Origin of the sequence: Bradyrhizobium sp. 27S5 (assembly GCF_037217225.1) — a bacterium.
GTDB lineage: Bacteria > Pseudomonadota > Alphaproteobacteria > Rhizobiales > Xanthobacteraceae > Bradyrhizobium > Bradyrhizobium septentrionale.
Genome location: NZ_CP147714.1, coordinates 2,554,139 through 2,568,354 on the forward strand (window position 1 = coordinate 2,554,139; position 14,216 = coordinate 2,568,354).

General features: G+C 64.9%; 12 protein-coding genes and 1 pseudogene. 8 read left to right on the forward strand and 5 right to left on the reverse strand.

Translation table 11 applies throughout. The features are described 5' to 3' along the window. The first annotated feature begins 1 nt into the window (after position 1). From WDM24_RS11960 to WDM24_RS11985, 6 genes are all read left to right on the forward strand, one after another. Positions 2-952, forward strand: coding sequence for an ABC transporter permease (locus tag WDM24_RS11960; protein WP_338831361.1), 951 nt, complete (start codon positions 2-4; stop codon positions 950-952). Continuing rightward, positions 939-1,808, forward strand: coding sequence for an ABC transporter permease (locus WDM24_RS11965; RefSeq protein WP_338831362.1), 870 nt, complete (start codon positions 939-941; stop codon positions 1,806-1,808). Before WDM24_RS11960 ends, WDM24_RS11965 begins: the two co-directional genes overlap by 14 nt. Further along, positions 1,805-2,791 carry an ABC transporter ATP-binding protein gene (locus WDM24_RS11970; protein WP_338698015.1) on the forward strand — a complete coding sequence of 329 codons (987 nt, stop codon included), beginning with the start codon at positions 1,805-1,807 and terminating at the stop codon, positions 2,789-2,791. The genes WDM24_RS11965 and WDM24_RS11970 overlap by 4 nt, the downstream gene beginning before the upstream one ends. Further along, positions 2,788-3,756 (forward strand): oligopeptide/dipeptide ABC transporter ATP-binding protein, encoded by a 969-nt coding sequence (locus WDM24_RS11975; RefSeq protein WP_338831363.1) that lies wholly within the window; start codon positions 2,788-2,790, stop codon positions 3,754-3,756. The genes WDM24_RS11970 and WDM24_RS11975 overlap by 4 nt, the downstream gene beginning before the upstream one ends. Before the next feature lie 84 nt (positions 3,757-3,840). Then, positions 3,841-4,911 (forward strand): alcohol dehydrogenase, encoded by a 1,071-nt coding sequence (locus WDM24_RS11980; protein ID WP_029078158.1) that lies wholly within the window; start codon positions 3,841-3,843, stop codon positions 4,909-4,911. A 112-nt stretch (positions 4,912-5,023) separates the two neighbouring features. After that, the gene (locus WDM24_RS11985) at positions 5,024-6,106 is read left to right on the forward strand and encodes an isocitrate/isopropylmalate dehydrogenase family protein (protein WP_338831364.1); all 1,083 of its coding nucleotides are present in this window, start codon (positions 5,024-5,026) and stop codon (positions 6,104-6,106) included. Between the two features lie 166 nt (positions 6,107-6,272). On the opposite strand, the gene WDM24_RS11990 is transcribed toward WDM24_RS11985, so the two are convergent. Together WDM24_RS11990 and WDM24_RS11995 are read right to left on the reverse strand one after the other, a co-directional pair. Next, positions 6,273-6,605, reverse strand: a complete 333-nt coding sequence (locus tag WDM24_RS11990; RefSeq protein WP_338831366.1) for a hypothetical protein — start codon at positions 6,603-6,605, stop codon at positions 6,273-6,275. A 518-nt stretch (positions 6,606-7,123) separates the two neighbouring features. Next, the gene (locus WDM24_RS11995) at positions 7,124-7,519 is read right to left on the reverse strand and encodes a helix-turn-helix domain-containing protein (protein WP_094194089.1); all 396 of its coding nucleotides are present in this window, start codon (positions 7,517-7,519) and stop codon (positions 7,124-7,126) included. 583 nt (positions 7,520-8,102) lie between these two features. Between WDM24_RS11995 and WDM24_RS12000 the strand changes: the two genes are divergently transcribed. Continuing rightward, positions 8,103-8,414, forward strand: a complete 312-nt coding sequence (locus tag WDM24_RS12000; protein ID WP_338831367.1) for a hypothetical protein — start codon at positions 8,103-8,105, stop codon at positions 8,412-8,414. Positions 8,415-8,465: 51 nt separating this feature from the next. On the opposite strand, the gene WDM24_RS12005 is transcribed toward WDM24_RS12000, so the two are convergent. From WDM24_RS12005 to WDM24_RS12015, 3 genes and pseudogenes are all read right to left on the reverse strand, one after another. After that, positions 8,466-9,785, reverse strand: coding sequence for a dicarboxylate/amino acid:cation symporter (locus WDM24_RS12005; protein WP_338831368.1), 1,320 nt, complete (start codon positions 9,783-9,785; stop codon positions 8,466-8,468). An 89-nt stretch (positions 9,786-9,874) separates the two neighbouring features. Continuing rightward, entirely contained in the window at positions 9,875-11,332 is a 1,458-nt protein-coding gene (locus WDM24_RS12010) for a sensor histidine kinase (protein ID WP_338832372.1), read from the reverse strand. Between the two features lie 229 nt (positions 11,333-11,561). Then, positions 11,562-12,834 (reverse strand): annotated as a pseudogene (locus WDM24_RS12015) (serine hydrolase domain-containing protein). Between the two features lie 144 nt (positions 12,835-12,978). On the opposite strand from WDM24_RS12015, the gene WDM24_RS12020 reads away from it, so the two are divergent. Then, positions 12,979-13,893 carry a dioxygenase gene (locus WDM24_RS12020; protein ID WP_338698030.1) on the forward strand — a complete coding sequence of 305 codons (915 nt, stop codon included), beginning with the start codon at positions 12,979-12,981 and terminating at the stop codon, positions 13,891-13,893. The last annotated feature ends 323 nt before the right edge of the window (positions 13,894-14,216 follow it).

The window sequence follows — 14,216 nt, forward strand, 5'->3', positions numbered from 1 at the left end:
CATGCTGTTCTTCGTCGCGCGAAGGCTCCTTTACCTGGTGCCGGTGCTGATTGCCGTCTCGGTGTTGACCTTCGTGATTGCGTCGCTGTTGCCGGGCGATCTCGCTTACGTGATCCTCGGCGACCAGGCGACGCCTGAGAACGTCGCGGCCTTGCGTCACGACATGGGACTCGATCAGCCGATCTGGCTGCGCTATCTCGGCTGGCTTTGGCATATCCTGCAAGGTGATTTCGGGCGTTCGTTCCGCACCGGGCAGACCGTGTTGCAGGCGGTCAGCGAGCGTCTGCCGGTTTCCATCGAGCTGATGATTCTTGCCGAACTGATTGGGCTTGCGATCGGCGTGCCGCTCGCGATCGCCTGCGCGGCCAAGGCCGGCAGCGCGTTCGACCGCCTGATGACCGGCTCGGCCTTCGGCATGCTGTCGGTGCCGACCTTCCTGTCCGCGATCCTGCTGATCTATCTGTTCGCGGTCGAGCTGCGCTGGCTGCCCGCGACCGGCTACGTGCCGTTCAGCGAGGATCCGATCGCCAATCTGCGCTTCATGGTGCTGCCGGCGCTGACGCTGGCGCTTGCGGAGTGGCCGGGCATCATGCGCGTGCTGCGCTCCGACATGATCGCAGCGCTGCAGGAGGATTATATCGCGCTCGCCAAGGCGAAAGGCCTGAAGCCGTCGCGTATCCTGTTCGTGCATGCGCTGAAGCCGTCGTCGCTGACGCTCGTCACCATCACCGGCATCAATATCGGCCGCCTGATCGGCGGCGCGGTGATCGTCGAGACCATCTTCGCCTTGCCCGGGATCGGCCGTCTCCTGGTCGGCGCGATCTATACCCGCGACCTCATCATCCTGCAGGGCGTGGTGCTGCTGGTCGCCGCGGGCTTCGTGATCATGAACTTCATCGTCGACCTGCTCTACGCCGTGCTCGACCCGAGGATCCGCCATGGCCACGCTTGAGCTCAGCCTCGACGAGACCACCGCGGCCCCGGCACGGCGCAGGCGCCGGGTCGGCACGCTGTTCTGGTGTGCGATCGGCTGGATGGTGCTGGTGTTCGCGGTCGCGATCCTTGCCGATTTGTTGCCGCTGCCGAGCCCGACCGACATGGACATGCTGGAGCGGCGGGCGCCGTTTTCCGCCGAGCATTGGCTCGGCACCGACGGCCTCGGTCGGGACGAGTTGTCGCGGCTGATCCATGGCGCGCGGATATCGCTGATTGTCGGCCTTTGCGCGCCGGTGATCGGGGTCACCATCGGTGGCGCGCTCGGCATGCTCGCCGGCTATTTCCGAGGCCGTTTCGAATCCATCGTGGTCGGCAGCATGGACGTGCTGCTGGCGTTCCCGCCGCTGATCCTGGCGCTGGCGGTGACCGCCTATCTCGGCCAGTCGGTCTTCAACCTGACCTGCATCCTCGGCGTGCTCGGCATTCCCGCCTTCATGCGGGTGGCGCGGGCATCGACCCTGACGCTGGCGCGGCGCGAATTCGTCATCGCGGCGGAGGCGCTCGGCGCCTCGCATGCGCGCATCCTGCTACGCGAATTGTTGCCGAATGTGCTGCTGCCGCTGCTCGCCTTCTTCCTGCTCGGCGTCGCCGTCACCATCGTGGTCGAGGGCGCGCTGTCCTTCCTCGGCCTCGGCGTGCCGCCGCCGATCTCGAGCTGGGGCAGCATGATCGGGGAGGGCCGTGAAAGCCTCGACGTGGCGCCGCGGCTCGCCTTCATTCCGGCGATTGCGATGTTCCTGACCGTGCTCTCCTTCAACCTGATCGGCGACACTATTCGCGCGCTGACCGACCCCAGGCAGGGTGCGCTATGAGCGGCACGCTGCTTTCGGTCGAGAACGCGGTGGTCGACCTGCCGACGCCGCGCGGCAATCTGCGGGCGGTCGATCACGTCGATCTCGCCGTCGGTGCGGGCAGGACGCTCGGCATTGTCGGCGAGTCCGGTTGCGGCAAGACCATGCTGTCGCGCGCTGTCCTGCAACTGCTGCCCAAGAAGGCGAAATTGTCCGGCCGGGTGATGTTCGACGGGCAGGACCTGACAAGACTGCCGCCGGAGAAACTGCGCAAGCTGCGCGGCCGCTCGCTCGCAGTGGTGTTCCAGGATCCCATGACCTCGCTCAATCCGGTGCTGACCATCGGCACCCAGCTGATCGAGACCATTGTGGAACATCTCGAGCTCGATTTTGCCGAGGCTAGGCAGCGCAGCGTCGAGCTCCTCGCAGCCGTCGGCATTCCCGCGCCCGAACAACGCCTGACGCAATATCCGCATCAGCTCTCCGGCGGCATGCGCCAGCGTGTCGCGATCGCGGTTGCGCTGTCCTGCGAACCAAAACTCCTGATCGCCGACGAGCCGACCACCGCGCTCGACGTCACGATCCAGGCGCAGATTCTCGACCTGCTGGCACGCGAGCAGCAGCGCCGTCATATGGCGATGATCATCATCACGCATGACCTCGGCGTGGTCGCCGGTCGCACCGACGAGGTCGCGGTGATGTATGCCGGGCGCGTCGTCGAGCGCGCGCCGACACCTGCCCTGTTCAAGCAGATGCGGATGCCCTACACCGAGGCGCTGCTCGCCGCGCTGCCGAAGCTCGACGTCCCGCCACATACGCCGCTGCCGGCGATTTCGGGGCGGCCGCCCGATCCGACCCGGCCGCTCAAGGGCTGCTCATTCTCGCCGCGCTGCCGCTATTCCGCCGGGCGCTGCGGCACCGAGAAGCCGCCGCTCTGCGCAGCGGAGACATCAGACCATCTCTATGCCTGCTTCCATCCGATCGCGGCGGGGGTCGGCGCATGATGCAGCAGGCCGCATCCGATCCGCTGATGAAGGTGGAAAACCTCGTCGTCGAGTATTCGGTAGGGGGCAAGACCATCCATGCCGTGTCCGACGTCAGCCTCGAAATCGCCCGTGGCGAGACGCTGGGGCTGGTCGGCGAATCCGGCTGCGGCAAGTCCACGCTCGGCCGCGCCGTGCTCCAATTGCGCCAGGCCGTTTCGGGCAAGGTGCTGTTCGACGGCCACGATCTCACCGCCCTGCGCGGCGAGGCGCTGCGCATGATGCGCCGGCGCGTGCAGCTGATCTTTCAGGATCCGATCGCTTCCCTCAATCCGCGGCGCCGGATCGGCGATATCGTCGCCGAGCCGCTGGTGATCGCGGGCGTCAAGGATCCCGAGGAACGAGGGCGCCGCGTCAACGAGGTGCTGTCGGCGGTCGGCCTCGATCCGGTGCTGGTGAGCGGACGCCTGCCGCATGAATTCTCCGGCGGACAGTGCCAGCGCATCTGCATTGCCCGCTCGCTGGTGCTCAATCCGGAATTCGTGATCTGCGACGAGCCGGTGTCCGCGCTCGACGTCTCGATCCGTGCACAGATCCTCAACCTCCTGGAGGAGATGAAGGCGCGTTACGGCCTGACCCTGCTGTTCATCGCCCACGACCTCGCCGTGGTGAAGGCGGTCTCAGATCGCGTCGCGGTGATGTATCTCGGCCGGCTCTGCGAGGTCGGTGCGTCGGAACAGCTGTTTGCACAGCCGGCGCATCCCTATACCGCGCTGCTCATCGAAGCGATCCCGGTGCCCGATCCGGATGTCCGCCCGACCCGGAGCGTGCCGGTCGGCGAGCCGCCGTCGCCGATCGCGCCGCCGTCGGGCTGCCGCTTCCGCACCCGCTGCCCGCGGGCCGATGCGCGCTGCGCCAGCGAGGTGCCGGAACTGCGCACGGTTGCGCCCGGCCAGTTCGCGGCTTGCCATCATCCGTTGATCTAAATATGGGGAGACCAACACCGCGTTTGTCCCCGGCGGGCAGGCGTGGCAAGGTCCGCCGCAAGAACAAGCTTCGGGAGAGCAGCGATGAAGAGTTTCCAGGTCGTCGATTTCAACGCCCCCTTGAAAGAGGTCGATCAGCCGACGCCGCAGCCGTCGGGCACGCAGGTGCTGATCAAGGTCAAGGCCGCCGGTGTCTGTCACAGCGACCTGCATATCTGGGAAGGCGGCTATGATCTCGGCCATGGCCGCAAACCGCTGTCGCTGAAGGATCGCGGCGTCTCGCTGCCGCGCACGATGGGCCACGAGACAGTCGGCGAAATCGTCGCCTTCGGGCCCGACGTCAAGGATGCCGACAAGGGCGGTCTCAAGCTCGGCGATGTCGCGCTGGCATATCCCTGGCTCGGCTGCGGCAAATGCCCGACCTGCCTCGGTGGCGACGAGAACATGTGCGCGATCAAGCCGAATGCGCTCGGCGTCTACTGCGACGGCGGCTACGCCGACCACATGACGGTGCCGCATCCGAAATATCTGCTCAACCTCAACGGACTCGATCCGGTCACGGCGGCGCCTTACGCCTGCTCCGGCGTCACGACCTACAGCGCGCTGAAGAAGGTCGAAAAGGACCTCGATACGCCGATCGTGATTTTCGGCGCCGGCGGTCTTGGCCTGATGGCGCTCTCGCTGTTGAAGGCGATGGGCGGCAAGGGCGCGATCGTGGTCGATATCGACGCCAGGAAGCGCGAGGCGGCCGAGGCCGCCGGCGCGCTCGCCACCGTCGACGGCAAGGCGCCCGACGCGCTGGAGCAACTCGTCAAGAAGGCGGGCCAGCCGATCCGTGCCGCGATCGATCTGGTCGGCAACGCCCAGACCTCGCAGCTCGGCTTCGACTGCCTGACCAAGGGCGGCAAGCTCGTGATCGTCGGCCTGTTCGGCGGCGGCGCGACCTGGGCACTGCCGCTGATCCCGATCAAGGCGGTCACCATCCAGGGCAGCTATGTCGGCAATCTGCGCGAGACGCAGGAGCTGCTCGATCTGGTCCGGACCAAGAAGATTCCGGCGATCCCGGTCACGCCGATGCCGCTGGCGAAGGCGAACGAGGCGCTGACCAATCTGCAGAAGGGCCAGCTCGTCGGCCGCGCGGTGCTGACGCCGTAATCTCTCTGCCGTCATTCCGGGATGGTGCGCCAGCACCAGACCCGGAATCTCGAGATTCCGGGTTCGATGCTGCGCATCACCCCGGAATGACGATTGTGTTCAGGAGATCTCCATGTCCGCCAACGACGCCCTTCACATCGCAGTTCTCGGTGGCGACGGCATCGGCCCCGAAGTGATGGCGCCGGCGCTCGAGGTGCTGCGCAGCATCGAGGCGTCGGCCGGCCTCAAATTCCGCTTCACCGAGGCGCCGGCCGGTGCCGGTCATTACAAGGAAACCGGCAAGTCGATGCCGGAGAGCACGATCCGGCTGTGCGAGGAGGCCGATGCGATCCTGCTCGGGGCCTGCGGCCTGCCGTCGGTGCGCTACCCAGATAACACCGAGATCGCGCCGCAGATCGAACTGCGCATGATCTTCGATCTCTATGCAGGTGTGCGGCCGGCGCGATTGATCCCTGGCGTGCCGAGCACGATCGTCGGCGCCGATCAGAAGGGCATCGACCTTGTCGTGATCAGGGAATCCACCGAGGGCCTGTTCGCCTCGATGGGCAAGGGCGTCGTCACCGACAGCGAGGCGCGCGAGACGATGGTGATCACGCGCCGCACCTCCGAGCGGCTGTTCGAGTTCTCGTTCAGGCTTGCCGAACGCCGGAAGGCGCGCGGCCGCGTCGGCGGTGGGCTGACCTGCGTCGACAAGGCAAACGTGTTCAAGGCGTTCGCGTTCTTCCGCAACATCTTCGACGAGACGGCGAAGCGTCATCCCGACGTCAGGGCAGATCACCTCTACATCGACGCGACTGCGGCCGCGCTGGTGAAGCGTCCCTGGGACTTCGACGTCATGGTGACCGAGAACATGTTCGGCGACATCCTGTCCGATCTCACCGCCGGCCTGATCGGCGGCATGGGCATGGCGCCGTCGGCCGATATCGGCGATCGCTACGCGGTGTTTCAGCCTTGCCATGGCACGGCGCCCGACATCATGGGGCAGGGCAAGGCCAACCCGACCGCGATGATCCTCTCGGCCGCGATGATGCTGGACTGGCTCGCCGACAAGCACGGTCTCGAAGGCGCTGCAGAAGCCGGAGAGCGGATCGAGCGCGCGGTCGACAAGGTCTATGCCGACGGCATCAAGCCGTTCGAGTTCGGCGGCAGCAATGGCACGGCCGATGTGGCGAAGGCAGTGCTGGCGGCGCTTTAGCGCGCTGGCGCGCTCAATCCCCAACCCGTCATCCTGAGGTGCGAGCTCTTGCGAGCCTCGAAGGATGCACGGCCCGGCTGGTGGCCGTCGATCCTTCGAGACGCCGCTTCGCGGCTCCTCACAGGATGACGGGAGGGTGAGGGGGCCGGAGCCCCCTCGTTGATGATCAGCGCCGGTGTCCGCCGTGATGCCCGCCGCCATGGTGTCCGCCGCCGTGATGGCCGCCATGATGCCGCGGCCCGTGATGATGGTGGCGATGGTGGTAGTGCGGACGATGATGCCATCCGTGATGGCGCGGTCCGTAGTAGCCGTAACCGCCCGGCTGCCAGGTGCAGCGGCCCCAGCGATCGCAGACCTGGCGGACCTTGTCGATATTGGACGTTTCGCCTGCGATGTGGCCGGCCTGCGGCAGCCCGTTCGGCATCGCTGACGCCGCACCCGACATCAGCGCTGCGCTTCCGAGCGCGGCCAGTCCAATAACAGCAAGCTTGATATTCATCGAGATCTCCTTGGTTGAGGCCTGAAAACGTCCATGCGGCCACTTCGTTGCTGCGACAAAAAAGACGCTGCACTTGGTTCTAAGGGACGCCGGTTGAACGCAGGGAATGCGGGAGTTGTGAGGTCGCGCTATGTTCGGGCGGCAATTGGCCGCGCGACAGAATGGCGGCGCGTCCCTCGTGCGGTGCCGCATGAGATGTGCAGTCAAAGCGTGAGCTGGAAAGGCCTGCGCTGATACGCAACGGTGTGCACGAAGACCGTGCTCAAGTCGAGTTGCGAGATCATGACGCCATGCTTGCCGTCGCTTCATGACCGCGCATTCGGACGCGAGACTGAAGAAGCTCGCCTCGATCACAAATCCTTGAGTGACTGCCTCGGCAAAAGAAAAAGCGCCGCCATCGCCGATGGCAGCGCTTTGTCATTTCCCGGCCCGACCGGCGTATGGCGGCCGCGGTGACCGGCAACCGGCCGATGCGGCGTGGTGGATCGCGTTCGCGGCGTCGCGACCCGACCCGCGGCTCAGTCTTCGTTGGCGGCGATCGATTCCATCAGCGACACCAGCTGGCGCTGCACGGTCTGATCCTTGATCTTGCTGTAGGCGCGCAGCAACCGGAGGCTGAACGCGCTGTCGAGGAACAGCAGGCTCTCGACTTCGCGGGCCTTGTTGTCGCCGTCGTAGAAGAAGGTGACCGGCACGTCCAGCGCGCTCGCGATCTGCTGAAGACGGGCGGCGCCGACGCGGTTGACGCCCTTCTCGTACTTCTGCACCTGCTGGAAGCTGACGCCGAGCTTGTCGCCGAGTTCAGCCTGCGAGATCTTCTGCTCGACACGGCGCAGGCGAATCCGCTTGCCCAACTCGATGTCCGGCTTGCCGGCACTGCGCTGCTTCATCTTCTTTGCTGCTGATCTGTTCATTCTTGTGACCCGTCCTTCAATCGGGAATCCCTGGCCCGGCTGGGTCAGGGACACGTTCATGATGTACCGCGTTAAGCTCGAGTGGATCGTCAGTTCGTCGTGAACCACGAAAATCCAAGAAGATCGCGGGATGGTATCCAAACGCACATCCTTGTTGGAAGCATGCGTATTGGAAGCACCCTTTACCGACACAGCCAACTACCTGAAGTCGACCGCGCCTAGGTGTCTCTCGACACCCCGCCCTCTACATTTGGCAAAATATTGACCAAACCACAACTAGCGCGAGTTTGATCGCCACAGATTTTGCACGCATGCTTACCGGGCGGCCGTGCACTGCGCCCGTAGTTCTACGGGCAACTATATTGTACGGGCGTCTTTGCGTGGATGCAACCCCAGCTAGTGCATCCTGAGGTCGCGCAGACGGGTCGGCGGTTGCTTGACGGAACGGCCCGCTAGGCGAAAAGTTTGACCTAAGTCCAAGTCGGGCTTTCGGAATGTTGCTGGACAATTGCCTGAAAGTTCTCGATCATCGGGAACCAATGTGCGCCTACGACAAGCCGGCGAACTCTGGCGGGAGAGGCCAATGAAGCGGAAGAGGGGAACGCCTCGACTCTACCTCGCGGCTTCGGGAGTGGAAGATATGCCGGTCGCAAATACGGAAGAACGGTTGCTGGCGCTGCTCGCAACCCTGGAAGAGTGTCAGGCCTTCTTGACCGACCGGACCAATAGGGAGACGGCGCGGCTTTTGTCCCTTGCCATCCTCGAGCTCCGGATGGAGCTCCACAAGGTGACCGATTCCGAGTTGAAGGCCCTGTGTGACATGATCGCGTCGGACGAGCCGATGCCGGAACCGGCGACCCGGCAATTGCCGCCGTATCTGAGGCTGGTCAAGTAAGCCAGCGCCCCGCGCCAGACGCGGGACGCTGCCGGTCCTGTGCCGTGCCGCTTAGCCGGCGGTGACGTCGACTGCCTCTGCGCCTTCAAGCACGCGACGGGCCTTGTCACGGTCGAGGTCACCCTCCCATGCCGCGACCACGACGGTGGCGACGCAGTTGCCGATCAAATTGCCGACCGCGCGCGCCATGCCGATGAACCAGTCGACCGAGAGCACCAGCACGAGGCCGATCGCCGGGATGCTCGGCACCGCATTGAGCGTCGCCGCCAGGATGACGATCGCCGAGCCCGGCACGCCATGCGCGCCCTTCGAGGTGATCAGCGACACGCCGAGCACCAGCAGCAGGTCGCCGAACGACAGCGGCGTGTTGGTCGCCTGCGCGATGAACACGACCGCAAGCGTCAGATAGATCGAGAACGCATCGAGGTTGAAGGAATAGCCGGTCGGGATCACGAGGCCGACCACAGAGTCCTTGACGCCGAGGCGCTCCAGCTTGCGCATGATCTGCGGCAGCACGGCGTCGGAGGATGCGGTGGCGACCACGATCGTCAGCTCCTCGCGCAGGTAGCCGAGGAATTTGAGGATGTTGATGCCGGCGAGCGCCATGACGCCGCCGAGCACACCGAGCACGAAGATCGCGACCGAGACGTAGAACAGCGCCACCAGCGACAGCAGCTGCTTCAGCGAGCCGACGCCGTATTTGCCGACCGTGTAGGCGACGGCGCCGAGCACGCCGATCGGCGCGATGCGCACGATCAGGCCCATGGCGCGGAACAGCACGGTCGAGACCGCGTCGATGAGGGACGAGATCTTCTCGCCCTTCTCGCCGCCGACCAGCGCCAGGCTGACGCCGAAGATGATGGCGAAGAACAGGACCTGCAGCACGTCGTTGCGCGACAGCGCGTCAAACGAGGTGGTCGGGATGATGTTGAGCAGGAAGCTGCCGACGCCTTCGCCCTTCAGCTTCTGCGCATTGCTGGCATAGTTGCCGAGCGCCTTGGGATCCAGCGTCGAGGTGTCGATGTTCATGCCGTGACCGGGCCCGAACAGGTAGGCCAGGATCAACCCGACCACCAGCGCGACCGTCGTCATCACCTCGAAATAGACCAGCGCCTTGACGCCGACGCGGCCGACCTTCTTGAGGTCGCCGGCGCCCGCGATGCCGTGCACCACCACGCAGAACACGATCGGCGCCACGATCATCGAGATCAGCTTCAGGAAGGTATCGCTGAAGATCTTCAGCCCGATCGCGAAATCGGGCGCGGCCATGCCGATGATGATGCCGAGCAACAGCGCGACGAGCACCTGCACGAACAGTGACGTGTAAAGCGGCTTTCGTGCCACACTGGCTTCCGCTGCGATGGTCGACATGAACTTCCCCCTGTTTCTGGCCGGCCGAACCCACCCAATCTTAGCAACTTGCGTGCCAAGATGTCGCAGGTTCGGCCGCCATTATCAGGTCAATCGCCGGGTTCGAGGGAGCTGGTCACGGTGTAGACGACGCCCCGGGGCAGGAAATCCACCGTGGCTTCGCCGCCGAGCTGGTCGCGGGCGCTGCGCTCGATCAGCCGGGAGCCGAAGCCGCGCTGCACCGGCGCGGTGACCGGCGGACCGCCGGCCTCGGTCCAGATCATCCGGAGCTTCGGTCCGGCGCCTTCCTCCAGGATCTCCCAGTCCAGCGTCACCGTGCCGGTGTCGTTGGACAGCGCGCCATATTTGGCGGCGTTGGTCGCCATTTCGTGCAGCAGCATCGACAGCACCAGGGCAAGCCGCGGCGACAGCGGCACGCGCGGTCCGAACATCTTGACCCGCTCGGAGGCGTTGAGCAGATAGGGCCGCAACACCCGGCTGACCACGTCCTGCAGGTCGGAGCCCTGCCATTTGTCGGTGGAGAGCAGGTTGTGCGCCTCGGCAAGCGCGCCGAGCCGCCCCTCGAACTTGTCGCGCTCGGCGCGGCTCGCGGTGCGAAAGGTCTGCGTGGCGATCGATTGCAGGATCGCCAGCGTGTTCTTGACGCGGTGGTTGAGCTCCTCGATCAGGAGGTCGTGCAGCATCTCGGCGCGCGCGATCGTGGTCGCCATCCGTACCGCGAAGCCGAGGCCGACCAGCAGCAGCACGCCGCCGATCACGCTGGTGATCGCAAGCGAGCGCCACAGCGGCGCCACCAGCGAGTTCTCGGCTATGCCCGCGGCGACGGTCCAGCCGGTGACGCGCGATCGCGTGAAGCCGGTGATCAGCGCCACGCCTTCGAGCGAGACGGTCGGCAGCGTCGCCTCGCTGCGGAGGAACATCTCGGCGAACAGCGACGGCGCGGCGCGCTGCCCGATGGTCGCCTGCGGATTCGGCTCGCGGGCCAGGTTGACGCCGTCGCTGTCGAAGATCGAGATGGTCCAGTCCTGGTTGAGGCGCTGCTTCTCGATGATGGCCTGGAAGACCTCGATCGGCGGGCTGAACGAGATGTCGTAGAGCACCTCGCCGTCGCGCATCACCGGCACCTCGACGGTGATGATCAGGCGTTGCTTCACCGCGCCGAAGAACAGGTTCGAATATTGCGGCTGCCTTGTCGCAAACACCTTGCCGAGGATCTCGAGATTGTTGCGCGGCAGCAGGCTCGCCGTATCCGCCGTCAGCGAGGAGAACACCTGGCGTCCGCTGCGGTCGGCCACCAGCACCACGCCGTCCTTGCCGTACTGGTCGATGAAGCCGGCCGCGACGCGGCGGAAATTGTCGAAGTCGCTGTTGCGCAGCGAATTGGTCAGCGCCAGCACCTGCAGCCCGCCTGTCATGCGCTGCATTTCCGCATCGAGCAGCAGGCGGATGTTGCGCGCGGTCTCGAGCACGCGCTGCGTGGCGGCCCGGCGGTCCTGCTGGTAGTTGTGGAAGACTATGCCGACCGCGAAAACGATCAGCGGCAACATCGTTCCCGCGACCAGAAGCGCGAGACGCACTGGCAATGTCAGTTTCGGCACGAAGTCCCCGGGTCGGTGCTGCTCTGAGCTTAGGGGAAGCGGGAAAAGTCCGCCAAAGGAAATAGCTGGATATCAGAAAGGTTCCGCGGCGCTTAGAGCATGATCCGGAAAAGTGTGAAGCGGTTTTCCGAAAGGATCATGCTCAAACGAGGGGTGTGCGCCGCGGAAAAGCGCTGGCTCAGAGATTGCTCTCGGTGATCGCGGCGTAGACCATGGTGCGCAGCTCGCGCCGCAGCGGATAGGCTCGACGGCAGCACCTGGGTCATGAAGATCGTGATCAGCTCCTCGGCCGGGTCGATGAAGAACGACGTCGTCGCGGCGCCGCCCCAGTTGAATTCGCCCGGGCTGCCCGCGATCAGCGTCTGCGCCGGATGCATCGTGACGGCGAAGCCGAGGCCGAAGCCGATGCCATTATAGGCGGCTTCGGAGAACAGCGAGCGCGACATCGCCGGCAGGTCGACGCCGCCGGGCAGATGGTTGGAGGCCATCAGCTTTAACGTCTTCGGGCCGAGCAGCCTTACGCCGCCGAGCTCGCCGCCGTTGAGCAAGGCGCGGCAGAAGGTGAGATAGTCTGAGGCGGTCGAGCACAGACCGCCGCCGCCCGAGATCAGCGAGGGCGGTGACAGGAACGAGCTGGTCGTCGGGTCGTCCTGCAGCGTCAGCGTGCCCTTGCGCTCGGTGGCGAGCGGGTTGAAGCCGCCCTGCGGGTCAGCCGAGTAGCAGGCGGCGAAGCGATGCACCTTGTCGGCCGGCACGAAGAAGTCGGTGTCGTTCATGCCGAGCGGCTTGAAGATGCGCTCCTTCAGGAACTGCTCGAACGGTATCCCTGAGATCTTGCCGACGAGATAGCCGAGCACGTCGGTGGCGACCGAGTAATTCCAGGCTTCACCCGGCGAGAACTCCAGCGGGATTTTCGCCAGATCCTCGATCATGCTGTCGAGCGTGCCGGCCTTGATGACTTCGCCGATCTTGTTTTCGCGATAGGCCGCATCCACATTGGAGCGCTGCTGGAAGCCGTAGGTGAGGCCCGAGGTGTGCCGCAACAGGTCGACGATCAGCATCGGCCGGCTCGGCGGGCGGGTCAGGAAGGCGGGCGCGGTGCCGGCGACGAACACGCCGAGGTTCTTCCACTCCGGAATGTATTTGGCGACCGGCTCGTCGAGCGCGACCTTGCCTTCTTCGACCAGCATCATGAAGGCGACCGACGTGATCGGCTTGGTCATCGAATAGATGCGGAAGATGGTGTCGTCCTTGACCGGCACCTTGCGCTCGAGATCGGCAAAGCCCTGCACCGTGGAATGCACGATCTTGCCGCGCCGGTAGATCAGGAGCTGGGTGCCGGGAAAGCGGCCGCCGTCGATGTAGCGGGTCTTCAGATGCGCTTCGAGGCGGTTGAGGGCAGTGGTCGACATTCCCGCGGATTCGGGCGAGGCAGGCGTGGGGGCTAACATCGGGCGTTTCTCCGGCTGGCAAGGCCGTCTTGATAGCCGAAAAGTGTCCGCTGCACCAAGTGGCTGGCGCTTACCGGCAACGGGCCGGTGGTGTACGGTCGCCGTTGCAATCGCGCCCTTCAGGGGCTCCAGGGAAACGCCGAGATGACCCAGTTCAACGAAACCGAGCTCACCACCGCCGTGATCCGCAGCTTCGACCAGACACCCGATCCGCGGGCCAAGTTCCTGTTGCAGGAATTGGTGAAGTCGCTGCACGATTATGTGCGCAGGACCGATCTCACCTTCGAGGAGTGGGACCACGCGATCGGCTTCCTGACCTGCACCGGGCAGAAGTGCACCGATATCCGCCAGGAGTTCATCCTGCTCTCAGACGTGCTCGGCGTGTCGATGCTGGTCGATGCGGTCAACCACCGCGATCGCGACGGCGCGACCGAGACCACCGTGCTCGGCCCGTTCTATGTCGGCGAGCACAAGGTGACGCCGCACGGCACCGACATCTCGGCAAGCCTGCCCGGCGAGCGCATGTTCGTGCAGAGTCGCGTCACCGATCTCACGGGCAAGCCGTTGGCCAATGTGCCGGTCGATGTCTGGCACGCGGACGACGACGGATTCTACGACTCGCAGAAGCCGAGCTATGCCACCGAAGGCCCGTCGTCGCGGGCGCGCTTCGTCACCGATGCCGACGGCCGCTTCTTCTTCCGCACCATCGTGCCGTGCAGCTATCCGATTCCGACCGACGGTCCGGTCGGGCAGATGATCACGCAGACCAACCGTCACCCGATGCGGCCGGCGCATGTGCACTTCCTGGTCAATGCCAAGGGCCATGAGCCGCTGATCACGCACGTCTTCATGGAAGGCGACAAATATATCGACTCCGACGTCGTGTTCGGCGTGAAGGACGAGCTGATCGCCAAGGTTGAACGGCGCACCGATCCTGACATGCCCGATGGCCAGCGCTCGGATGGTCCGTGGCATCTGATGAGCTACGAATTCCATGTGAAACCCGGTGGCGGAATGGCGCCCGCGCCGCTCGGCACCAAGGTCGCCGAGGACGCCTGATCGCTATCGTCGAAGTCGCCTGCTCAATTCTTGTGCGTCGCACAAGAATTGAGCGAATCGCAAATTTTGGGAGCGCGCGGAAAGTTTGCGCGCGCTGCGACATGTTGCGCAAGACTTTGCAATAAAATCAATTTTTGCACTGCGGTAGCTTGGCACAAGGCTTGAATAGTCAGGTGCCGACGCCATTGAAGCCGTCCCTCGAGGCCACCCCATCGGATTTCTGACGCCGCCAGACCGGGGCCTCCCCGGTGCATGCCCTTTTGCGCCCTGCGCGCGTCGCCACCCGAAGGAGGGCGCTCGACGCAAAGACGCAACACCGCAAC